Consider the following 23,675-nt stretch of genomic DNA (forward strand, 5'->3'; position numbering starts at 1 on the left):
GGATCAACTGCTTCAGGTGCTGCGTAGCCGGCGCCTGTTGGTTCCCCGACGCCGGGCTTACCACAAGACCACGCACAGTCATCACCGCTTCCGACGTCACCCAAACCTGCTCAAGCCAGGTCCAGAGCAAGTCGTGGCCTGCCGGCCTAACTAGGTCTGGGTGGCGGATATCACCTATCTGCCGACACGCTCCGGCATGAGCTACGTGAGTCTGGTGACCGACGCTTACTCCCGTAAGATCGTGGGTCATCATGTACATGAAAGCTTGCGCAGCGAGGATGTGGAACAGGCCTTGCGCAAGGCTCTGCGTGAACGGCCGGGGCGGCAGCCATTGACCCACCACTCCGACCGAGGTGTCCAATACTGTTGCGACAGCTACCAGAAGCTGCACCGTCAACACGGCATTCAATGTTCGATGACCGACGGGTAAGACTGCTATCAGAATGCGTTGGCGGAACGGGTGAACGGGATCTTGAAAACGGAGTTCCTGCTAATGCGACCAGGGAATCTAGGGCAGGCTCGAACGATGGTTGATGAATCCGTGGATATTTATAACCGAGAGCGGCCTCATCTGGCCCTGAAATACAAAACGCCCGACGCAGTGCATCGGGCGTTTGAGACGAAATAGGTGTCAACCTATATCAGGACTAGACACTTCAGATAGAATCGCACCTATTAATTATACTTATTTAATGCCAATTAAAAATTTTACTATCAAGTATTTATACACTCAAAAATAGCATTATAAAAAGCGCCACTTCAGCGAACAGACAACACCCTACAATATATTTCATCACATATTAGCACTTGGAGATAATCTGAATTCATAAATAATGCGTATAGATATACAGCATGCTTTTTATCCCAAAAAAAACCTGACAAACACTCAAAAATGAGCTTTTTAGGCCAACCATTTACAAGCTCACAACTACCAAACTTTTATACATCCGCAACACTAGAAACAGCACGTTAACCAGCAGGTCTTCATTAAAAGTATTCCTATCAGCCAAGGGAAAACTACCAGGAGGTTTCACTCAAACTCAGCCGACTAAATACAAACATTTCCCAAATTAACTGGAGAACAACCAATATGGATAACGAACTCATTGATATGTTCGATGAAATGGGGCGATTTACTTCACAAGCGTCTGCAATAGCTGTCGCATTGTCAGCAGACTGCGAGGAAGGCGAGATATTGGGCCCCGGAATTAAAGCCAACCTATTATGGTTGCTCACAGATCGTCTTGAGGATATATCCTCTCTCAGTGAGCGTTTAATCCGCTTTTACAAAGAAAAGACCTAATATTATCGCCTCTCAACTCATACCAAATACCCCTTATCAAAGCCAAGGTTTTTTGCTAATTGGTGAAAATTTTAACTAGCAGCAGAGCAATAGATAGAGCTCACTCTATTAGGAGTTTTCCTGCCCCCCTCTCGGGTACTATCGCGAGGGGATAGTATTCGAGCCTGCGGCAAAGAGTTGCGCAAAGACCGAGGAAAGGTCCCAAGCGACTGGGTAGACTTCAAAAAATGATGAAGAACTATGATTCAGGACACAGCGAAATTAGATGGGCAAACGCCGTTGCAAACCTAAATATAGCCGAGATTTAACGGGAAGTTTTTCGATATAAAAATCTAATAAGCCGCATAGCTTACTGATAGTATAAAGGAAAATTGGTCGGGACGGAGTGATTTGAACACTCGACCCCTTGCACCCCATGCAAGTGCGCTACCAGGCTGCGCTACGCCCCGACTCGAAGAGGTGCGTATGATAGATAAAAACACCTCGCCCTTCAACCCCTAAAAACCCAAATAATTCAGTTTTTTACTTTGGGGTGACGCTCCTTGAAACCTATTAGGCTTCAAGGACCAACAATACTTCTTCTAACTCAATAATCATCTGACGTATGAGTTGCTTGGCCTGTGTAGCGTCTTCCTTGGTTTCGGAGCCCGCCAATTTCTGCTTGGCACCGCCGATGGTGTAACCCTGGTTATATAGAAGGTCTCGGATCTGACGAATCATCAACACGTCTTGGCGTTGATAATAGCGGCGATTTCCGCGCCGCTTTACGGGAGCGAGTTGAGGAAACTCTTGCTCCCAATATCGTAGCACGTGAGCCTTAACACTACATAAATCGCTGACTTCACCGATGGTGAAGTAGCGTTTTCCTGGAATGGGTGGGAGCTCGTCGTTATGACTGGGTTCCAGCATAAGCTTCTACTTTAGCCTTTAATTTTTGACCTGGTCTGAAAGTAACAACCCGCCTGGCGGTGATAGGAATCTCCTCACCAGTCTTAGGGTTACGGCCAGGACGCTGTTTTTTGTCCCTCAGGTCAAAATTGCCGAATCCTGACAGCTTTACTTGCTCGTTGTGGCTTAATGCATCCCTGACCTCGTCAAAGAAGGCCTCGACCATTTCCTTAGCTTCACGCTTATTGAGACCCACTTCCTGATAAAGCCGCTCAGCCATATCTGCTTTCGTTAAAGCTCCCATGACTAACTCCTCAAAGACGCACCGAAACGATTACCAAGTTCTTTCACCACGTTGTCAAATGCCTCCGTGATTTCTTCGTCGCGTAATGTTCTTTCAGGATGGCGCCACACGATACTGATGGCCAGGCTCTTCTTGTCCGCATCGACCGAATCCCCATGATATACATCGAACAGTTCGTGGTGAACACGCCACTCCCCTGCGCTCTGAGCAATCGCCAGGGCGACATCCGCGTAAGGTGTTTGTTCATCTATTACAATAGCAAGGTCTCTTCGGATCTCCGGGAAGCGGGAAACTCCTTTAAAAGAAGGCACTTGCCCGTCTGCTATTGAATTTAAGCATAGCTCAAATAAATAAAGTGGGCCATTTAAATTCAAAGTTTTAGCAATTCTGGGATGCAGTGCGCCTAACACACCGATAGGTTGCTCATCTTTCAACACTTCAGCCGTCTGTCCAGGGTGCAATGCTGGATGCTGAGCGCCTCTGAAACTCAAGTTACAGCCAGGAATTTCCAAAAGCGACTCTAGATCTCCCTTCACATCATAGAAGTCAACCGTGCGCTTTTTGCTTTCCCAGCCTTCCGGCATACTGGCGCCCATAATTAACCCCGCCAACATCGGGTCCTGTTGAATTTGGCCGTCCTTCTTAAGGAAGCGTAGACCAGATTCAAAAAGCCGAATGCGATTTTGTTGGCGATTTTGGTTATATAAAGCGGTTTGCAACAAGCCTGCCCAGAGGGTCGTACGCATTGCAGCCATATCGCTGGCGATAGGATTCGCCAAATTAATGGTATCTTCCTCAGGAGTCAGCAGACTCAACACTTTCTGATCTACGAAAGAGTATGTAATCGCTTCCTGATAGCCTCTCGACACCAAGTGTAGTTTCAAGCGACGCAGAGATACCTTACTCTCCGGCAACGGCTTAATTCCCAACGGAGCCATCGGCTCGGTAACGGGCAGCTTGTTGTAGCCATACAATCTTGCCACTTCTTCGATCAGATCCACTTCAATACTGATATCAAAGCGATGGGTCGGGGCGCTGAAAGTCCAGCCGTCTTTAGCCACCTTGTGCACGCTAAGACCCAACCTTGCGAGCATTTCCTCTACTCTGGTGCGATCAAGGTGAACGCCAAGCAGCTCATCAACACGAGCATGGCGCAGGTTTACTAATGCTTTGGCAGGCAAGTGCTCTTTGCTACAGACTTCAGTAACCGGACCAGGTTGACCGCCCACGATCTCAAGCAACAACTCGGTGGCCCGCTCTATGGCGCGCGCCTGATGAGCGTAGTCGACACCACGCTCAAAGCGATGAGATGAGTCCGTATGCAAACCATATGAACGCGCTTTCCCAGCCAGATGCAAAGGAGCAAAGAACGCGCTTTCCAGGAATATGTCCTTGGTTTTTTCAGAAACGCTGCTATGCTCGCCCCCCATAATGCCAGCCAGGGCTAGAGGCTTTTCTTTGTCAGCAATGACTAACGTATCAGGGTTAATAGTTATTTCCTGACCGTCCAGCAGAACTAACTTTTCGCCCGGCGCAGGCATCCGAACAACGATACCGTCCGCAAGCTCGTTGAGGTCAAACGCGTGCATGGGTTGACCTAGCTCGATCATAACAAAGTTAGTGACGTCCACCACTGCGTCAATACTGCGAATTCCGCTTCGGCGCAGTTTTTCGACCATCCACTGAGGTGTAGGCGCAGACAAATCCACCCCTTTAATAACGCGCCCCACATATCGCGGGCAGGCCTCTGGAGCGTCGATACGAACAGGGAATACGTCTTCAGTGACTGCCGCCGTTTTCTTCACTTCAGGCGCATCAAAAGGAATCTTATTGAGAGCGGCCACTTCCCGCGCCATGCCCAGAATACTGAGGCAATCGCTACGGTTGGGAGTCAAATCGACATCAATAATATTGTCATCCAGCTTCAAATAGCTGCGAACGTCAGCGCCAACAGGCGCATCTGCGGCCAACGGCATTAAGCCATCGGACTTCTCCGCCAGCGTTAGCTCCTCTTCCGAGCACAACATGCCCTGGGATTCTACGCCTCGCAGCTTAGCTTTTTTAATTTTGAAGTCGCCGGACAACACAGCGCCAATTTTAGCGAACGGAACTTTCATTCCCGCCACGACATTGGGAGCGCCACATACTACCTGGAACTGCTCCTGACCATCCGAGACCTTACAGACGCGAAGCTTATCTGCATCGGGGTGGGGCTCGACTGAAAGCACCTCACCTACCACGATTCCACTAAAAGGCTTGGCTACGCGCTCGGCAGCATCTACTTCCAGGCCCGCCATAGTGATTTGCTGAACCAATGCCTCAGAGCTCAGCTGCGGATCGACCCACTCTCGTAACCAATATTCACTGAATTTCATATCACAAAGCCTATTATTAATCCTTACCGTGTTTTAAGGGGTAATCACGCCTGAGGTTAGAACTGATCAAGAAAACGCATGTCGTTTTCGAAAAACATCCGCAGATCGTTCACGCCGTACCGGAGCATCGCCAATCGCTCAACGCCCATACCAAAGGCAAACCCTGAATAGGTTTCAGAGTCCACGCCCGCCGCTTCAAACACTTTAGGATGAACCATGCCGCAGCCCATCACTTCCAACCACTTGATTGAACCGTCTTCGTTTCTTCCCCACTCAATGTCCACTTCAGCGGAAGGCTCTGTGAACGGGAAGTAAGACGGACGGAAACGTACTTCAAGGTCTTTCTCAAAGAACTCGCGCAGAAACTCAACGATTGTGCTTTTCAAGTCAGCGAAGCTGACATGCTTATCCACCATCAAACCTTCGACCTGGTGGAACATGGGCGTATGAGTCATATCCGAGTCACAACGATAAACTCTTCCGGGGCAAATCATGCGGAATGGAGGCTTGCTTGATTCCATTACCCGAATCTGCACTGGGGATGTATGCGTGCGCAGTAATGTCGTCGGATCAAAGTAAAAGGTATCGTGCATGGCGCGCGCGGGATGATGAGACGGGATATTAAGGGCCTCGAAGTTATGATAGTCATCTTCGATTTCAGGTCCCTCTTCCACTGTGTATCCAGATCTCGCGAAGAAGTCCTCGATACGTAGCATCGTCCGGGTGACAGGATGAAGAGTTCCCAATGACTCTTTACGCCCGGGCAAGGTTACGTCGATTGATTCCGCAGCCAGTTTGACTGCTTCGTTTTTGCTGGAGAGCTCGCTTTTGGCTTCGTTGATAAGGTCTTGCACCAACAGCTTGGCTTCATTGATCTTTGCTCCCGCCGCAGGTCTCTCCGCAGCGTCAAGACGTCCCAGTTCTTTCAGAAGTTGGGTGATTTGCCCTTTCTTGCCAAGGTAGTCAACTCTTAGTTGTTCAAGGCTCTGCTCGCTCTCCGCCTTGGCGACGGCGTCTTTGGCGCGATCAACAATGCCTTCAAGATTCTCCATTTTTCCGCTCCGAGAAACAAAAATAGGGGAAGAGCAGCCCCTTCCCCTATCAAATATTAATCAACAAAATCAAGGATTTGCTGAAAAGTTAGATTACGCCAGGGCCTCTTTAGCTTTCTGAACTACAGCAGCAAAAGCTGCTTTTTCGTTCATAGCCAGATCCGCCAAGACCTTACGGTCGATTTCGACGTTGGCGCGCTTCAGACCAGCGATCAAACGGCTATAGGACAGACCGTTGTCACGCGCACCGGCGTTAATACGGGCAATCCACAGTGCGCGGAATTGACGCTTACGCTGACGACGGTCACGGTAAGCATATTGTCCGGCTTTGATAACCGCTTGCTTGGCTACACGGAATACACGACTACGCGCTCCGTAGTAACCCTTGGCTTGATTCAGAACTTTCTTATGGCGACGGCGAGCCGTTACACCACGTTTAACTCGAGGCATATTTCAATCCTTCCGTATTAATTACTGGCAGAGCATACGCTTGATCAATGGAACATCCGAAGGGTTCACTTGCTTCTTAGGACGCAGGTGACGCTTACGCTTGGTGCTCTTCTTGGTCAAAATATGACTGGTGAAGGATTGGCGGTGTTTAAAGCCGTTAGCGGTTTTTTTGAACCGCTTCGCCGCCGAGCTTTTGCTTTTCATCTTAGGCATATGAATACTCCGCATTCATTTAGATATAAATGAGCAGCCTCTATATTGCTGAGAAGGCTACTTTTTCTTTTTCGGGGCTACCACCATCATAGCCTGACGCCCTTCCATCTTGGGCCTTTGCTCCACGACGCCGAACTCCTCCAGGTCTTTTTCGACCCTTTGCAGTAACTGCAGTCCGAGCTCTTGGTGAGCCATTTCCCGTCCGCGGAAGCGAATGGATACTTTGGCCTTGTCCCCGTGCTCTAGGAAACGTATCAGGTTGCGCAGCTTTACCTGATAATCCCCTTCTTCCGTCCCTGGTCGAAATTTCATTTCTTTTACTTGCGTCTGCTTCTGCTTCTTCTTAGCAGCAGCTTTCTGCTTCTTCTCTTCAAAAATCTTTTTCCCGTAGTCCATTATGCGGCAGACTACCGGGTCAGAATCCGCGATCTGCACTAAATCCAAGCCTTCCTGCTCTGCTTTTTCCAAGGCTTCTTTTATAGGAACTATACCGACCTGCTTCCCGTCGGATGCTATCAGCCGGACTTCGGGAGCAGTTATGTTCTCATTTATTTTTGGACGATCGGATTTGCCTTGTGGCGTATTGCGCTTAATCGTGTTTTCTCCGTGTTAATTAATCATTTTTAGCTACGGCTGCGTTTGGCTTCTTCATTTTGAAGCAATTCTTCAAACGCAGAAATGGACATTACGCCGAGGTCTTCGCCTTGACGAGTCCGGATAGCTAAACATTGAGTTTCGACTTCTTTGTCCCCGACCACTGCCAAAAAGGGGACTCTGTTCAAAGTATGCTCGCGAATTTTATAGTTGATTTTTTCGTTTCTCAAGTCCAGACGCACCCTAAACCCTTTATCATTCAGGATTTCGCCTATTTTTTTACAATAATCCGCTTGTTTGTCGGTAATATTGAGGATTGCCACTTGAGTTGGCGCCAGCCAGGAAGGGAATGCGCCTTCGTAATGCTCGATGAGAATGCCGATAAATCTCTCAAAGGAGCCCAAAATCGCCCGGTGCAACATGACAGGCGTTTTTCTGACCTGTTCATCAGATACGTATTGCGCACCTAAGCGGCCCGGCATCGAGAAATCTACCTGCACAGTGCCGCATTGCCACAGACGCCCCAGACAGTCTTTCAATGAAAACTCAACCTTTGGACCGTAAAACGCGCCCTCACCTGGCAGCTCATCCCAAGGCAAGCCTTTGGCGTTCAGCGCATCAGCCAGCGCTTTTTCTGACTTATCCCAGATTTCGTCTGAACCCACGCGCTTTTCTGGACGCGTGGACAACTTGTAGATGATCTCAGAGAAGCCGAAGTCCGCATAAACCTCGTGCAGGAAGTCGATAAACTTGCCGACTTCTTCCTGAATTTGCTCTTCAGTACAGAAAATATGTGCGTCATCCTGCGTGAAACCACGCACTCGCATCAGGCCGTGAAGCGCGCCAGAAGCTTCATTACGGTGACAGGAACCGAACTCAGCCAGTCGCAGCGGCAGATCACGATAGCTGCGAAGCCCTTGATTAAACACCTGAACGTGGCAGGGGCAGTTCATCGGCTTGATGGCGAAGTCGCGATCTTCCGACTGAGTGGTGAACATATCGTCGCGGAACTTTTCCCAGTGTCCGGACTTTTCCCACAATGTGCGCTCAACCACTTGAGGCGTTTTGATTTCTTTGTAGTCGTGCTTGCGCAGTTGCTTACGCATGTATTGCTCGATTACCTGGTACAGAGTCCAGCCGTCAGAGTGCCAGAACACCATGCCTGGAGCTTCTTCCTGCATGTGGAACAAGCCCAGCTTTTTACCAATTTTACGGTGATCGCGCTTTTCCGCTTCTTCGATTCTGTGCAAATAAGCCTTGAGGTCCTTTTTATTACCCCAGGCGGTGCCATAAATACGCTGCAGCATGGCATTGTTGGAATCGCCACGCCAGTATGCGCCCGCCACTTTGGTCAGTTTGAAGGCTTTGATTTTGCCTGTGCTGGGAACGTGCGGGCCGCGACATAAATCAATGAAGTCGCCCTGAGAGTAGAAAGACAGGTTTTCTTCGGTTGGAATACTGGCGATGATTTCGACCTTATATTCTTCACCCATTTTCTTGAACAGCTCTACCGCCTCGGAACGAGACATCAACGAGCGGGTGACCGGCAAATCGGCGTCGGATAACTCCTGCATCTTTTCTTCGATCTTAACCAGATCATCTGGCGTGAAAGGACGCTCAAACGCAAAGTCGTAATAAAAGCCGTCTTCGATAACTGGACCAATAGTTACCTGCGCACTGGGAAAAATGCTTTGCACCGCCATCGCCAGCAAGTGGGCACTGGAGTGTCTAATCACTTCCACGCCTTCTGGGTCCCGCTCCGTTACAATCGCCAGTTCGGCGTCTTTATCAATAACATGAGAGCAGTCGACCAGTGTTCCATCCACTTTACCCGCCACGGCGGCTTTGGCCAGTCCGGGACCGATGTCGGCAGCGACATCCAGTACGGTTACAGGGTTGGAAAATTCTCTCTTACTGCCGTCAGGCAATGTAATTACGGGCATAAAAAACTATCCTTCACCAGTGGTGGTCCATACCAAAGACCACTTGCACACAAATTTCAGGGGCAGAGATTCTAGCAACTATGCGTCTGCGTTGCCACGCCAAAAGCGCTCAGGCATGCGATTGTTTCTTGATTTTACAGTTAAAGCCTATATAACTCTGACAGAGTAACCGAATTATAAAACCCTGTCGGCAAAGCCTGACTCTCCACACTCACCGGCGCTCCAAGGAAGTATAACGTCATCGCCGGTTAATAAAGGCTTCAGCCGACCATAACAACAAGGCGCCATCAGACTCCATGAAAACCATAGCGGTATACAATCTCAAAGGCGGGGTGGGCAAAACCGCCACCGCCGTCAACATTGCCTATCTCAGCGCAGGAAGCGGCCAGCCAACACTTTTGTGGGACTTTGACGCCCAAGCGGCGGCGAGTTGGTATTTTCAGGTTGAGAACAGCAAGCGCAAGAAGGCGAGCAAGCTGATCAAGGACAAGCTTGCGCTGGGGGAGTTGATTCAGGGAACAGGTTATGACCGACTGGATATCATCCCCTCCGATATGAGCAACCGCAATATCGACGTCAATCTCACCGGCGTCAGCGGAGGCAAGCTCGACTCCTGGTTATCCATGCTGAGCGAGACTTACGGCGTGCTGATACTAGACTGCCCCCCTACTTTATCGGAACTGGCGTTACGCATACTCAAAGCCGCCGACGCCGTGCTGGTCACAATGATTCCGACCCATCTGTCGTTTGAAACTTATCGTCATGTGTCGGAGATGATGGAGCAGAAGAAAATCGATTTGGCCAAACTGCATCCCGTGTTGACCATGATTGATCGCCGCAAGAGCATTCACCAGGAGTTCACCGCCAGCTGTAAAAAAACGCTTGGTAAGACGCCTATCGGCTTTATCCCCTACTGTAGCGATGTGGAAAAGATGGGGGAGTTTCGCGAGCCCTTGCCGGTATTTGCGCCCAAGTCGCCGGCCACCCTCGCCTATCAGCTGCTCTGGGACAACATACGCAAAAAAGCTCTGCGCCGACGCTAAGGTCGGCATAGGGGGAGGGAACAGACTCGACGATCAGTTACCGATCATGCCCATTTCCCGATAGTATTTTTCAGCGCCGGCGTGCAGCGGCGCGGTCAGACTATCGAAGATCATCTGTTCTTTCTTCAGATTAGCCAGCGCGGGATGCAGGCGTCGAAACAGGTCGAAGTTCTCGAACACCGCCTTAACCACACTGTAAACCACCTCATCGGACACCGCCGTCGTCGTCACAAAGGTAGCGCCAACGCCGAAGGTGTTCACGTCCCGCTCATTACCCCGATACATTCCACCGGGCACCACAGCGCGGCGATAGTAAGTGTTGGCGCGAATGAGCTTGTCGATTTCGTCACCTTCCACCGACACTAACACGCTGTCGCACAGAGTTGTCGCCTCTTTCACTGCGCCGCTTGGATGGCCCACGATATATAGCATTACGTCAATCTGGCCGGAACATAGCGCTCTCGGTTGTTCGATAGCCTTGATTTCCGAGGCGGACTTGAAATCATTGAGGGACCAGCCATACGCATTCATCAGCACTTCCATGGTGCCACGCTGGCCAGATCCTTCATTACCCACATTGACCCGCTTACCCTTCAAGTCCTTAAAACTTTTCACATTGGCGTCTTTACGCGCCACGATGGTAAACGCCTCCGGGTGGATAGCGAACACCGAACGCAGCTCTTTGTGAGGTCCCGCTTCTTTGAAAATACTGCTGCCATGGTACGCATGAAATTGCCAGTCGGACTGCACAACCGCGAAGTCCACTTCACCAGCGCGTAATGCGCGTAGGTTGTAGGGCGACCCATCCGTGCTTTCAACGAAGCAGCGAAAGCCATACTCCTTACTGGACTTGTTCACCAGCCGACAAATAGCGCCGCCGGTAGGAAAATACACTCCGGTTTCATTGCCGGTAGCGATACTGATGTGAGAAGGCGTGTCTGCGGAATACGTCAATGTGGCGCATAGCGCTGCAATGCTCAGAACCAAGAAGCGCAGCATAGCGTTAATCAATGGCATTGGGAGATGAGTACCTGCTTTCAAGACTGCTTTACGTAAACCGGGTGATGTATAGGCCCGCAAGCCGCTTTACAACCCAATTTACTATTCAATTCCAGACGCTTACTAATTAATTATAGTCAAAGAAGGGCCCTTGACCGGGCCCCGTTCGTTACAGAGATATACGACGGCTATGTCGTCCGGCGTGTCAAACGCCCCCTTCAGCAGCTTTCGCCTTGGCGACCATCTTCTCTGGATTAAGCAGAAAACGGGCCAATGCCGGCAGCAGCCACAATGCGCCAACCATGTTCCAGAGGAACATAAAGAACAGCAGCAGCCCCATATTCGCCTGCAGTTTGATGGGCGAGAATATCCAGGTGCATACGCCAATCGCCAGCGTAATCCCCGTAAACATCACCGCTTTACCCGTGGAGCGCAACGTTTCGAAATACGCATCCTGCAAGCTTTTGCCTTCCAGGATATAGTACTCAAACTTGGTGTAGATATAGATGCCGTAATCCACGCCAATGCCCACTCCCAGTGCAATCACCGGCAAAGTTTCAACTTTGATGCCAATCCCCATCTGCGTCATCAGCGCTTCGCACAGGATTGAGGTCAAGCCAAGGGGTACAACGATACACAACACCGCGCGGATAGAACGGAACGTGACAAAGCAGAGTACGCTGACCACCGAGTAAACGAAGATCAGCATCAGGTCCTTGGCTTTGGAAATAACCTGGTTCGTGGCCGCATCCACGCCGGCGTTGCCCGCCGCCAGCAGCAATTGGTAGTCGTCATTGGCGTTCTCGCGTGAGAAGGCCTCTATGGTGTCCACCACCCGCTGCAAGGTTTCCGCCTTGTGATCCTCCAGGAAAGCCAACAAGGGCGTCATACTGCAGTCAGAGTTCACCAGCCCGGACGGCGCACGCTGGATGGAAGAGTTGATAATCTGCTGATTACGGGACAGTTCGTACCACTTAAAGTTACCTTCATTCAGCGCTTTGGTGACGATTTTGGATACAGTCGCCAACGAGGCGGTCGACTCGACGCCAGGCGTGTTTTCCAGCACCCACTGCAGATCATCCATTCCTTTCATGACCGGATAACTGGAGCATTTTTCCCTATCCGTCTTCACCATCACCACCATGACGTCCGAGCTGGTGCTGTAGTTGTTGATGATAAAGTCATTGTCTCGGTTGTATCTGCTGTCAGGGCGCAGTTCAGCGGCTCCCTTGTCCAGATCGCCGATCTTCAGGCCTTGCTTGTAGTAAATCCCCAGGCCGGCGCCGACCAATGCGATCAACAAAGATACTCGCGCCACCGAAGGATGTGCGAAATAAGACATGCGCAGCCATTTTCGGTCGCGCTCTTCGCCCCGGTTCTTCTGATGCTTGATCCCAGACTTGGTGATGCCCACATAGGAAAGAATAATCGGGTGCAACACCAGGTTAGTGATGATGATCACCGCTACGCCAATGCTGGCGGTGACTGCGAGATCCTTGATGACGTCAATCTTAATAAACAGCAGCGTCAGGAAGCCCATCGCGTCGCTCACCAACGCCAGCATCCCAGGGATATACAGCGCCCTGAACGCCAAACGCGCGGAAGTGGTGGCGTCAAACCCACGAGCCGACTCAATGGACATTGCGTTGACGATTTGTACGCCATGGCTGATGCCGATAGCGAACACCAGAAACGGCACCAGAATAGAGTAAGGATCAATCCCATATCCCAGCAGACGCAAGATCCCAACCTGCCAGATCACCGCCACGATGGAAGCCAGAACCGGCGTCAAAGTGCCGGACCAACAGCGCGAGTACCAGTACAACAGCACGATGGTAAGCACAATGGCGACCAGGAAGAACAACACGACAGAGCGCATGCCTTCGATCAGATCCCCCAGCTTCTTCGCAAAACCAATGGCGTAGATATGAATATTGGGGTTTTGCGCCTGAAACTTCTCCCGGATATTCGTCTCCAGATCACGAGAGAATTGTTCGTAATTCAGCGATTGCCCGGTATCCGGGTCCACCTCCAGCAGAGGCGCATAAATAATGACTGAGCGGAAGTTGTCCGCCACCAGCCTTCCCACTTCGCCGGAGCGCAAAATATTCTGGCGCAGCTTGTCCAGGCTTTCCTGACTGCCGTTGTACCCATCGGGAATAACTGTTCCGCCCTGAAAACCTTCCTCTGTAACTTCCACCCAGCGCACATTGGGGGTCCATACAGAACGTACGCCAGAGCGGTCCACGCCGCGCAGATAAAACACTTCATCCGTAATCTGCTTCAGAGTTTCCATGTAGGAATCAGTAAAGATATCCCCCTCCTCGACCGCCACCGCGATACGAATGGAGTTCCCGAGATTCTCCAGGTCGTCCCTGTTCTCAAGCATATTCTGGATGTAAGGATGCTCCAGCGGGATCAATCTCTCAAAGCTGGAGTCCGGCTTGATTTTGGCCGCACTGAAAGCCATGAAAACGGTGATCGCCAGGAAAGCGATAAGAATGATCAGGCGGTTGTTAAACACCAGCCGCTCCAGCCACGGCTCCGCCTTCGGCGTTAAAATGAAGTGATCGCCTTGATCGTGTAACTTGTTCGACATTCAAGTTTCCCCTGTCTGATTATTCTACTGTGGGTTGCTATCGAACTATGGCTAGTTCAGCTTGCTTATGCTTTTGAGGACGTTCACGCCGCCCTCGCCGACTAGCAACAATTGGTCGGGAGACAGGAATGTCGCCGCCAACAAGCCCAGGCGGTTCGCCTGCGGATGTACCTTGAAGTCTTCGCCGAAGTTCTGGCTTAGCAGCATAACGCCAGAGTTACCGACGACCGCTATGCGGCCACCCTCGCCTACCGCAGCGCTCATCAGCGACTCCTCCACATCGACCCCCACGCGATCCCACGTGGAGCCCGAATCCTGGGAATAGAACAGATGCCCACGCAGACCAAATACAAACACTTCATTAACGTTGCCATTACCGCTCACGCCGAACAGTGAGCCGTCATAAGGCGACTCAAGGGTTTCCCAGGTTTCGCCAAAATCCGTCGAGCGGAAGACGTAGCCCGCCTCGCCGACAATAAACATGGCGCCGCCGGTGATCTGCGCAATCGCATTCAAGTGAAAGCGTTCGGTGTTTTCCAGCCTGGGCGCCCAGTTGGTCCAACTGGCGCCGCCATCTTCCGTATGAAAGAAAAATCCATAGGCGCCGACGACAAAACCTTCCTGCGCATTTTTAAACCAAACGTCAAGCAGAGGCTTGCCTGGGCCGACTTCCGCGTCCGCCATGGCGTCTTCAAGAGCGAAGCTGGCGTCTTCCAACTGATACTCCAGATCTGACGCCTCCTCTTCTGGAGCCGTTTCCAGTTGCTCCTTCAAATTCGCCACGCGCTTCTGCGCCTGTGCGATAACCATCTCGTTCGCGGCCACACCGTCAAACTGCTTGCTCCAATTGACGCCGCCATCCTCGGTATGCAGCACCACTGCGCCGTGACCCACCGCCCAGCCTTGCTTGGCGTCCACAAAATACAGGGAGGTCAACAAGGTCGATACAGGTGAATTGGCCTGCGTCCAGCTGCCGCCCTGATCATCGGAATAAATGATATGACCCCGCTGCCCAACCGCCACCAGGCGCTCGCCGGCCTTCACCACATCCACCAGCAACGTGGAGGACGCCAATTCAGTTTTCATTGCCGGAGTGCTGAGCACATCGCCCGCCAGCGACCAAGGAGAGTTCAGCGACGCACATAACGCGCACGCGAACGTCATTTTCCGCAGAACCGTCGTTAACTTCATTTATTCCTGCCTTTTTCTGAGCCCATCACTGTCTACGCCCACTTCTTCCTTTTGCACATTGCGCCTCACGGCGCCCCTTAAAAATTAGCCGCTATCGCGCCAACTGCAAGCGCTCTAGCGTATGCCACGCCGCCGCAGCGACTGCGGACTGAAGTAACGGCGATCCGGCACTTCATTGGTGAACACCCGCGTGGAACGCTCTTCGCTGTCCAAGCCCTGCACGTGATACCGACGCGCCTGCAAATCGTAAAACACGTCCAACGCTGTCCATGTGGAGGGCAGCTCGTAGAAGTTTTTCAGGAACGCCATACTGACGCGCCACAGCTCGCCACGGCCATCGTATTGATCCACCAAGGCGATATTCCAGCTGTCCTCATCGATATAAAACACGCGCCGGGAATAGATATGCCGCTCGCCCGCTTTGAGTTTGGCCTCAATGACATGCACCCGATGCTTTTCAAAACGGGTGTAGTCAGGATTGATATGGGACACGCCCAGCACACCCGCATACTTCAGACCGGCCTGAGATATTTGATAGCTGTTGTAAGGAATATACATTTCCTTCAACCCCAGATAATTCCAGTCATAGCGATCCGGAGCGCCGTTATACATATCCGTGTCATCCGCCGTACGCAGATTGTCCGAGGCGGCGATTGGCGAGTCATAGGCCAGATTCGGCGCTCTTCTGACACGTCGTTGCCCGGCGTTATAGCCCCATGCCTGGCGGGGTTCCTTCACCTGATCCAGGGTTTCATGCACCAACACCGCCCCGCCAGCGAGACGCGCAGGAGAAATGGTGAACGACAGATAGTAGAACAGGATATTCTTCAGATCCTTTTCGCTGCCTTCCGGGTTATAAAAGTTCCAGAACACTTCCTGTTGAGAGTTGACCAGACTGAACTCACCGTTGCGCTGCACCGCCGTTTCCGATGCGCGACGGGTGACGAATACGCCGCGCCAGCGCGTAAGATGGTTCCAGATCGCCTGCAACGCCTTGCGCTCGTTCGAACCATGCAACACGGGGAATGGAATGCCGCCATAGGCGCCGGTAACGCCATTTCCATCTTTGGTCAGATCGGCTTTGACCGCGTTTTCATAGGTGTTCTGATTCACCCAGTCCGGCGCGGAGTGCGAGCGTCGGGTAACGTACACCGGGATCTTGAATGTGGTGGGATAAGTCTTAAACAGCGCCTTTAACCCTTCACTCAGATACTTTTCATATTTGGTGAAGTTCTGGGCTGTAATTACTTCTTTAGGTTTATCTTCTTTAAAGGGGTCCGGATGGTGCTGCCCCTCCCGCTGATATTCTTTCGGAGGCTGAGTAATCCCCCCTTCCCAACGGGGAATGTCAGCGCCATTACCTTCACGAATTGCGCCGAAAGGAGTGAGTTCTCCCGTTAGTTTTTTGGCTTCAGCGGGACTGACGGCCGCCCCTGCGCAGGCGGCGTATAAGGAAAACAGCAATAAGCTTCCAAGCAGTACTTTTTTATTCTGCATCATAGATACTCTTATTCCTAATCGAAGACAGCTGGATTATTGAACGACTCTTTCGGCGGACGCGGCGCTCAGCTGAGTGATTGAGCGCCGGACTTAGAGGTCATCTCCTGCTTTATTCTTATTTTTGCTCTGCTTCAACAGGGCTTTATTGTATGTAAAAGCTTAGTTCAGCCAGTAATTTTGTCTATTCCTCCGGGACTTAACGGACTTTTATCGACATTTTCTCTACAAGTTACGCCTATTTCAGGCTCTTTGACACCACTTCGTACGCATCTCTGGACAGGCCGGGATGCGCCATGATTTCCTGCAGCTCTTTCTGCATAAGCGCAGAGCGCTGTGGCTCCAATTTACGCCAGCGAGTCAGAGGCGTCAGCAGACGGGAAGCGATCTGCGGATTCAGACCGTCCATTTTTATGATCCACTCGCGCAGGAAGCGATAACCGGAGCCGTCTGCAGCATGGAAGTGACGCCAGTTCTGCCCGCCAAAGGTTCCAATCACGGAGCGGACTTTGTTTGGATTGCGCTCAGAGAACAGCTCATGGGCCGTCAAAGCCTGAATGCTTTCCAGTGCGCCATGATGCTCGCTGGCCGCCTGCACGCTGAACCACTGCTCCATGACCAACTGATCTTTCTTCCACTTACACAGGAAGTCAGCCAACGCCGATTGCCCCGCCTCAATATCCGGCCCGTTAACCAGAGCGGCCAGAGCGCCGAACTCGTCTGTCATAGTCTGCGCCTGCTGCATCTGCAGCCTCGCCAAGGAGACGGATTCTTGCGCGCCGCCCTGAGCGAGCAGCATCAAGCAAGCGTTCTTATAAGCACGCAGGCCCATGGAAACGCTGTCCAATGCATTGCCCGACTGAGCGTGAAGCTGACGATATTTGCTCAACAACAGCTCCGACAAAGACGCGCCGATTCGCTCATGCACCCGCTGACGGGCGTTGAGGATGGCGTCGACATGGACCACTTCGGCCTGTTCCGCCAGCAGCGACACGCCGGGCGTCTGCACCATTTTCGCCAGCATGGCGTGGTCGCCTTTGTCATCCAGCAATACCTGGCGCATGGCGTCGATGTAGCGTTCGTCGATTTCCGCCTGTTCGCCTTGCAGCTCAGCATTTATCAACTCATTGAAGACGGAAACAGCCAGTTTCTGTCCCGCGTCCCAACGGTTGAAGCCATCGCTGTCAAAAGACATGAGGAAAGTAAGCTGATTTCTGTCATAGGGATAATTCAGTCGCACTGGCGCAGAGAAACCACGCAACAGCGAAGGCGTCGGTTTTTCCGTTACTCCGGTGAAAACAAAGCTTTGTTCGGACTCTCTAACCTGCAGGACTCGGGTGAGATCGCCATCCGCGCCGGAGGCTTCGCCCTGACCGGCCTTTAGCGTCAAGGGCATATCTTTGCCTGAACCATCCAGCAAGCCAACCGCCAGGGGAATCTGGAACGGCTGCTTTTCCAGTTGTCCTGGTGTGGGAGGACAGCTTTGTTTGACATCGAGACGGTACTCTTTCGTCTCCGCATCATAATGATCCGTCACTGACACCACTGGCGTTCCAGACTGACTGTACCACCGCTTGAACTGAGCAAAGTCTTGCCCACTGACTTCTTCCATACAGGCGACAAAATCATCGGTAGTCACTGCCTGGCCATCAAAACGGGAGAAATAGAGATCAGATCCCTCGCGGAACTTCTCCGCTCCCAGCAGCGTGTGCAGCATGCGCACTACCTCGCTGCCCTTCTCATATACGGTCAGCGTGTAGAAGTTAGAGATTTCCATATAGGAATCCGGGCGCACCGGATGCGACATAGGACCCGCATCCTCGGCGAACTGCATAGTACGCAGCAAGGCGACGTCTTCGATGCGCTTCACAGCGCGCGAATGCATGTCCGCAGAAAATTCCGCGTCGCGGAAAACAGTAAAACCTTCTTTCAGGCTCAACTGAAACCAGTCGCGACAGGTCACCCGGTTGCCGGACCAGTTGTGGAAGTATTCATGAGCGACAATCGCCTCTATACGCTGAAACGCGCTGTCTGTAGACGTTTCCGGGTTCGCCAGCACACAGGAAGAGTTGAAGATATTCAGCCCTTTGTTTTCCATCGCGCCCATGTTGAAATCGCTGACGGCGACGATATTGAAGATATCCAGGTCATATTCACGGCCATATACTTCTTCGTCCCAGGTCATGGAGCGCTTGAGAGAGTCCATGGCGTGGCTGCACTTATTCAGGTCCTGCGGTTCGACATAGATACGCAGTTGCACTTCGCGCCCACTCATGGTCGTGAAGCTGTCCTCCACCCAGCGCAGATCGCCGGCGACCAGAGCAAACAGATAACAGGGCTTCTTGAAAGGATCTTCCCACTTAACCCAATGACGATCGCCGCTCTCACCAGAAGCAACAGGATTGCCGTTGGACAGCAGTACAGGATAGCGCCCCTTCTCCGCTTCAATCGTAGTGGTGAAGGAGGACATGACGTCCGGGCGATCCAGATAATAGGTAATGCGACGGAAACCTTCCGCCTCGCACTGAGTACAGAACATCGAACTGGAGCGATACAGCCCTTCCAGACAGGTATTCTCCTGCGGCTTGATCCAGGTGACCACGGTCAGCACGAACTGCTTGGGCAAACGCTCCAGTCTCAGCGTCTCGTCGTCCAGCTGATACTCATCCGGGTTCAGCGTGCGCCCGTCCAGCAGCAAACGCTCCAATTGCAGCTCAACGCCATCAAGCTCCAGAACGTCACGAAACGCATCAGCGTCAGGATTGCGCCTGATGTGGAGCTGAGAAGTGACTCGGGCCCCATCTTCATAAAGCTGGAAGTTCAGGTCCGTGGCGTCGATCAAAAAGTCCGGTTTACGATAATCTTTCAGATAAATAGTGCGAGGTTGACTTTCTTTCATAGTAATTATGCTCAAGTTTTCCGTAGGCGAGCTTCCATATACGCTCAAGCGGCGACTGAAACTTCGTATGACGTAAATTTGCGAATGTTGATGCAGCCGGTATCCAGGATCAGATACTGCCCTTTGATACCGAGTAATGTACCACTAATTTCCGGCTCTTTTTCCGGATTCAGGCTAACCACCTTCTGCGGATACTGCATCACTGGAAAGGCGATGTCGACCACCTCCGCAGACGTCAAAATTTCCATGTTATCCGCGCCCTCGGCGCAGCGTAGACCTTCCAGCGACCCTTCCAGCTCGGCCAGCAAACGGTCTCTTTCCGCGACCAGGTCCAGCGGCTCAGGATCGCCCTTGAGCATTGCGCGCCAATTGGTTCTATCCGTCACCGATTGCCGGAAGATCGCTTCCACTAACCCGGACATCCGGCGCGTAGTGACTTCCATGATGGGCAGAGCCTGAGTTGCGCCCTGATCAATCCAGCGGGTAGGCGTCTGGGTTTTACGGGTAATGCCGACTTTAACTCCCGATGAGTTGGCCAGATACACCACATGCGGAACCATGCAGTGGGTTTCCCCCCACTCAGGCTCCCGGCAGGTGCCGGCGAAAAAGTGGCATTTTTCCGGGCTCATAATGCAGCTGTCGCAACGCGCCAGTTTTTTGAAGCAGGGGAAGCAGAACCCCTGACTGAAGCTCTTTTTAGTCGAGCGGCCGCAATGATTGCAGACAATCTTACCGCTGAATTTAATCTGAAGTGATTTGCCGAGCAGAGGATTCAACTCCACCCGTTCATCGCCAACCACCAGGCTGTAGTTGACGGGGTTATCGAGCTGGCTGAACATTTTCTCCAGACAGCCTTGAGCTACTTCCCTCAAGTGAGTCCCCTTGGTTCTAAATTCATCTCTCAATTATTGTTATTGTCGAAACGCGCGCTCCCGTCGCAACGAAAGCGAAGCTTCGATCAATGCTTGGAAACGCCGCTGTCGGGCGTCCATACGCCGGAAGAAGATTCAGCCGCGGCCGCCTTCAAAGCACAAGGCGTCGGCCGATCTCTTTCTATATACCCCACCCGCTGCTCTTCAGGCACATTGTGGGAAATTTCGTAGGTGATAAGCGCCTCCATGCAGAGCTCTTTCTGTTCCATTGATAATTTTTTGCCGTCCGGCCACTTCCCCAACTCCAAGGCTGTCTTCATGGCCTCATAGATCTCCGGAGTCAGGTTTTTTACTGCATTTTCAAAGGACATAAGGGGTCTCCAGCACAATGTTGCGGACTATAACATAAGGGCGATCCGACATTTCAATAAAATTCTGGTGAAAAAGTGTTGACTTACAAATGATAATCATTATCATTTGCATTGTGTGTTTGATCCCACACAGCTCTCATCAGAGTATTCACAGCTACTTGGGGGATGCGCATCAACGGAGGCTGGATAAATCAGCTCTGCAACTTGGTTTAACCGTTATGCTCCGTTGATGCCTTCCCCATCTTTTTCCCACTTGTTTTTAGCCACAACGCCATTGACGTCAAGCCAAACCAAAAGCCGACGAAGTGCGCGGTATTGGCGAACGACACGCCAAATTGATCAGAGACGCCCAACATCCCCGCCAACATCCACACAATACTGAAAATCACCATCGCGGAAGGCGCCCACATTCGCATACTCGGCGCTAACGCCCAACCCGCCGCATGGGCGCCAACCAAAGCGTAAGCGACGCCTGAGAAACCACCGAACGCAGGCCCCGCCACCAGATATTGGGCGAGATTACTGAAGATCGCCGCCCCCAGAATGAACGAAACGAATCCACCCCGGCTGAACAAGACTTCCAGAGAGCGCCCAAAGATCCACAACGCAAGAGAGTTAAACAGCCAGTGCGCCAGCCCCAGGTGCAACCATGCGGGAGACAGCAGACGCCACCACTCCCCTTGCTGTAGCGTAAACAACAAGGACTGTACACGGGAGGGCAAATCCCCGTAAGGCAACTGAAAACGATCGATAATGAAGAAGTAACGACTGCTCTGAAAGTCGCCGAAGCCGGTGTACAAAGCCGCCGCCAGCAACGTCAGCAGTAACCATGCGATACAGGGGAAAGGCTTGAACTGCATTGTCAGACTGTTGCCGTTGGACTGCGGTTGCTCGCTTACAGCCTCATCCAGTCGCTCGCGAACGCCAGGATCTTCTTTGAAGCGCTGATAGCAGTCCAGCACGACAGATTTGGCGGCGGGATCTTTCACCCATATTTCCTGCCGTCCTTCATTCTCGGTGACCCATATCGCAACGCCTCTGCTGCGCAGATAGCGATACAGCGACTCAATGTCTTCTTCGATAGGGATATCGCAAACTTTTTCCATGTGTTCAGCGCCCGGCGGCGCCCCCCGCTTCACGCATGACATCGACCCAGACAAAGTTGTCCGCCGTCAGTTTGCGGGCTCCCGCTTCGAGCCGGTAGGCCACCAGCTTGCCGTACTTCACTGCGCTGTAATCCAGGCAGGCGATATTCGGACGAATAGGACGCGGCGCGCCTTGCAGCCAGTAATGTCCAACGAACAAAGGCGGCTCATCCAGACCATAAAACAAAAGCATGCGTCGCTCTCGCTCCGACAAGCGTCTTTCCGCCACTTCGTCAGGCAGAGCATCCGGCTGAAACACGACGTCGCCGTAGGTTTCAGGCTCCGCCTTCCAGAACTTGGTGCGAAATGCGGTGCGCACAAAGCCATCGCTGCTGCGAATAGACATGCCATCAGGGAGTTTCATATCCGTGCCGCGTAACAGCCGGTCCATCACATGACCGGCAAAACTGTCACGCACGGTGGAGGCATGCAGAAAGTCTTCCGTGATAAGACCATCGGGGTGATGCTCCAGAAACTGTGAAATCAGATCATGATCCCAGCATGCGTGAACAACCCGGAAACTCTGATCGTCAATCACCAGCGGCAACGTCATGAACCATTCAAGAAATTCATTCCATTCATGCCCGTAATTAGCGAACTGATCCAGCGTTTCCCGAATCAATCGCTCATGACGGGGCGTATGTTCGCGCAAATAGGTATGGGCGCTGCCTGGACGCGCCCGGGTGCAATAGCCCAGGGCGTTATACTCATGATTGCCCATGACAATACGCGCGCTGCCGTGCTCCACCATATCCCGCACGACATGCAGCGCTTCGCGGATACGGGGACCGCGATCGACGATATCGCCAACATAAATAGCTTGACGATGCTTATGACTGTATACGCCGTTGATTTTCCGGTAGTCGAGCTTCTCCAGCAATGCTTCCAGGGTTCTGGCGCATCCGTGGACATCGCCGATGAAGTCAAAGCCTCGGTACTTCTGGCTCTCGGACATTAGACTACTGCCCTCCCTGATCTCTACTGCTTGACCAGCCCAGTTTATCCCGGCAGATCTGATAGAAATTATGGTTCATGGGATGAATCAGGCGCAGCTTCTGCGGCTTCTTGCAGATCGTGACCGTATCGCCCGGCGCACAGGTGACGTGCGTCTGCCCATCGCAACTGACATGAGGATAGGTTTCGTTGTAATCGCCGATAATGATCTTAATTTCGCTGTTGCCGTCCACCACAATCGGACGACTGCTCAGGGTATGGGGAAACATGGGCACCAGCACGATAGCGTCGAGACGCGGATGCATAATCGGGCCGCCTGCGGACAACGCATAGGCGGTGGAGCCGGTGGGAGTGGAAACGATCAATCCGTCGGAACGCTGGCTGTTGACGAACTGTCCTTCAATATAAAGATCAAACCCAATCATACGGGTGGATTTGCCAGGGTGCAGGACAATGTCATTCAGGCCGCATCCATAGCCCACGGGCTCGCCATTGCGCTTGACGTAGGCGTCCAACAGGAAGCGGGACTCTTCGACATATTTGCCGGACAACACTTCCGCCAGCTGAGGCTCCATTTCCGTCGGCGTAATATCAGTAAGGAAGCCTAATCTGCCGCGATTGACGCCAAGCACCGGCACATTGCACCCGGCCAGCGCACGCGCTGCGCCCAGCAAACTGCCATCGCCGCCGACCACAATCACCAGGTCGCAGATTTCTCCCAGCATTTTCTTGCTGGACACCTGCACGTTATGCCCTGGCAACACCGCTGCGGTAGCTTCTTCCAGGATCACCGCGTAACCTTCGCCGACCAGATAGTTTTTGAGCCGCTTCAGCGTCTCCACCACCTGCACGCTGCCCATCCGGCCCAGCAAACCGATATTACGAAACTGTTCCATACATGCCCTTAATCAAGCGTTTTTGTTATGTTACCCAAACTGCCCCGGCTTGTATGCGCCCAACGGGCGGTTTTTGTCTTTTTCCTC

Annotated in this window: 20 protein-coding genes, 1 tRNA gene and 1 pseudogene; 3 read left to right on the plus strand and 19 right to left on the minus strand. The window is 52.2% G+C overall.

Going from position 1 to position 23,675, the window contains the following annotated elements; translation table 11 throughout:
- Both KP814_RS12300 and KP814_RS12305 read left to right on the plus strand, forming a co-directional pair.
- Nucleotides 1-628: pseudogene (locus tag KP814_RS12300) on the plus strand (IS3 family transposase); the annotation flags it as partial.
- A 462-nt stretch (nt 629-1,090) separates the two neighbouring features.
- Nucleotides 1,091-1,303, plus strand: coding sequence for a hypothetical protein (locus KP814_RS12305; protein ID WP_216737058.1), 213 nt, complete (start codon nt 1,091-1,093; stop codon nt 1,301-1,303).
- A gap of 372 nt (nt 1,304-1,675) precedes the next feature.
- Here the strand turns inward: KP814_RS12305 and KP814_RS12310 are convergent.
- The 9 genes from KP814_RS12310 to thrS form a co-directional block, all read right to left on the minus strand.
- Nucleotides 1,676-1,752, minus strand: a tRNA-Pro gene (locus KP814_RS12310).
- Between the two features lie 103 nt (nt 1,753-1,855).
- Nucleotides 1,856-2,212 carry a MerR family transcriptional regulator gene (locus KP814_RS12315; RefSeq protein ID WP_011398340.1) on the minus strand — a complete coding sequence of 119 codons (357 nt, stop codon included), beginning with the start codon at nt 2,210-2,212 and terminating at the stop codon, nt 1,856-1,858.
- Nucleotides 2,193-2,495 carry an integration host factor subunit alpha gene (gene ihfA, locus KP814_RS12320; protein ID WP_011398341.1) on the minus strand — a complete coding sequence of 101 codons (303 nt, stop codon included), beginning with the start codon at nt 2,493-2,495 and terminating at the stop codon, nt 2,193-2,195. Before ihfA ends, KP814_RS12315 begins: the two co-directional genes overlap by 20 nt.
- A gap of 2 nt (nt 2,496-2,497) precedes the next feature.
- Nucleotides 2,498-4,870 carry a phenylalanine--tRNA ligase subunit beta gene (gene pheT, locus KP814_RS12325; protein WP_216737059.1) on the minus strand — a complete coding sequence of 791 codons (2,373 nt, stop codon included), beginning with the start codon at nt 4,868-4,870 and terminating at the stop codon, nt 2,498-2,500.
- Nucleotides 4,871-4,926: 56 nt separating this feature from the next.
- On the minus strand, nt 4,927-5,922 hold the full coding sequence (gene pheS, locus KP814_RS12330) for a phenylalanine--tRNA ligase subunit alpha (protein WP_216737060.1): 996 nt from the start codon (nt 5,920-5,922) through the stop codon (nt 4,927-4,929).
- Nucleotides 5,923-6,015: 93 nt separating this feature from the next.
- Nucleotides 6,016-6,372 (minus strand): 50S ribosomal protein L20, encoded by a 357-nt coding sequence (gene rplT, locus KP814_RS12335; RefSeq protein WP_011398344.1) that lies wholly within the window; start codon nt 6,370-6,372, stop codon nt 6,016-6,018.
- A 21-nt stretch (nt 6,373-6,393) separates the two neighbouring features.
- Entirely contained in the window at nt 6,394-6,585 is a 192-nt protein-coding gene (gene rpmI, locus KP814_RS12340; RefSeq protein ID WP_011398345.1) for a 50S ribosomal protein L35, read from the minus strand.
- A 57-nt stretch (nt 6,586-6,642) separates the two neighbouring features.
- The gene (infC, locus tag KP814_RS12345) at nt 6,643-7,179 is read right to left on the minus strand and encodes a translation initiation factor IF-3 (protein WP_083769803.1); all 537 of its coding nucleotides are present in this window, start codon (nt 7,177-7,179) and stop codon (nt 6,643-6,645) included.
- A 29-nt stretch (nt 7,180-7,208) separates the two neighbouring features.
- Nucleotides 7,209-9,122: a threonine--tRNA ligase gene (gene thrS / locus KP814_RS12350; RefSeq protein WP_216737061.1), complete on the minus strand. Its 1,914-nt coding sequence runs from the start codon at nt 9,120-9,122 to the stop codon at nt 7,209-7,211.
- Between the two features lie 296 nt (nt 9,123-9,418).
- Here thrS and KP814_RS12355 point away from each other — a divergent pair, with 296 nt between their 5' ends.
- On the plus strand, nt 9,419-10,165 hold the full coding sequence (locus KP814_RS12355) for a ParA family protein (RefSeq protein ID WP_216737062.1): 747 nt from the start codon (nt 9,419-9,421) through the stop codon (nt 10,163-10,165).
- 33 nt (nt 10,166-10,198) lie between these two features.
- On the opposite strand, the gene KP814_RS12360 is transcribed toward KP814_RS12355, so the two are convergent.
- From KP814_RS12360 to KP814_RS12405, 10 genes are all read right to left on the minus strand, one after another.
- A complete protein-coding gene (locus KP814_RS12360) occupies nt 10,199-11,182 on the minus strand; it encodes a TAXI family TRAP transporter solute-binding subunit (RefSeq protein WP_216737063.1) in 984 nt (327 codons plus the stop codon).
- 187 nt (nt 11,183-11,369) lie between these two features.
- Nucleotides 11,370-13,763 carry an RND family transporter gene (locus KP814_RS12365; RefSeq protein ID WP_216737064.1) on the minus strand — a complete coding sequence of 798 codons (2,394 nt, stop codon included), beginning with the start codon at nt 13,761-13,763 and terminating at the stop codon, nt 11,370-11,372.
- Nucleotides 13,764-13,814: 51 nt separating this feature from the next.
- Complete coding sequence (locus KP814_RS12370; RefSeq protein WP_216737065.1) at nt 13,815-14,954, minus strand: YCF48-related protein; 1,140 nt, start codon at nt 14,952-14,954, stop codon at nt 13,815-13,817.
- A gap of 114 nt (nt 14,955-15,068) precedes the next feature.
- Nucleotides 15,069-16,454 carry a DUF1329 domain-containing protein gene (locus KP814_RS12375; protein WP_216737066.1) on the minus strand — a complete coding sequence of 462 codons (1,386 nt, stop codon included), beginning with the start codon at nt 16,452-16,454 and terminating at the stop codon, nt 15,069-15,071.
- Between the two features lie 235 nt (nt 16,455-16,689).
- Entirely contained in the window at nt 16,690-19,350 is a 2,661-nt protein-coding gene (pepN, locus tag KP814_RS12380) for an aminopeptidase N (RefSeq protein WP_216737067.1), read from the minus strand.
- Nucleotides 19,351-19,394: 44 nt separating this feature from the next.
- Entirely contained in the window at nt 19,395-20,222 is an 828-nt protein-coding gene (locus tag KP814_RS12385) for a DUF2797 domain-containing protein (protein ID WP_216737068.1), read from the minus strand.
- Between the two features lie 86 nt (nt 20,223-20,308).
- A complete protein-coding gene (locus KP814_RS12390; RefSeq protein WP_216737069.1) occupies nt 20,309-20,593 on the minus strand; it encodes a YeaC family protein in 285 nt (94 codons plus the stop codon).
- Nucleotides 20,594-20,802: 209 nt separating this feature from the next.
- Nucleotides 20,803-21,699 carry a rhomboid family intramembrane serine protease gene (locus tag KP814_RS12395; protein ID WP_216737070.1) on the minus strand — a complete coding sequence of 299 codons (897 nt, stop codon included), beginning with the start codon at nt 21,697-21,699 and terminating at the stop codon, nt 20,803-20,805.
- 4 nt (nt 21,700-21,703) lie between these two features.
- Nucleotides 21,704-22,693: a metallophosphoesterase gene (locus KP814_RS12400; RefSeq protein ID WP_216737071.1), complete on the minus strand. Its 990-nt coding sequence runs from the start codon at nt 22,691-22,693 to the stop codon at nt 21,704-21,706.
- 4 nt (nt 22,694-22,697) lie between these two features.
- Nucleotides 22,698-23,588: an NAD(+) kinase gene (locus KP814_RS12405; protein WP_127969596.1), complete on the minus strand. Its 891-nt coding sequence runs from the start codon at nt 23,586-23,588 to the stop codon at nt 22,698-22,700.
- Between the last annotated feature and the right edge of the window lie 87 nt (nt 23,589-23,675).

Source organism: Hahella sp. HN01, from assembly GCF_018986435.1.
Classification (GTDB): domain Bacteria; phylum Pseudomonadota; class Gammaproteobacteria; order Pseudomonadales; family Oleiphilaceae; genus Hahella.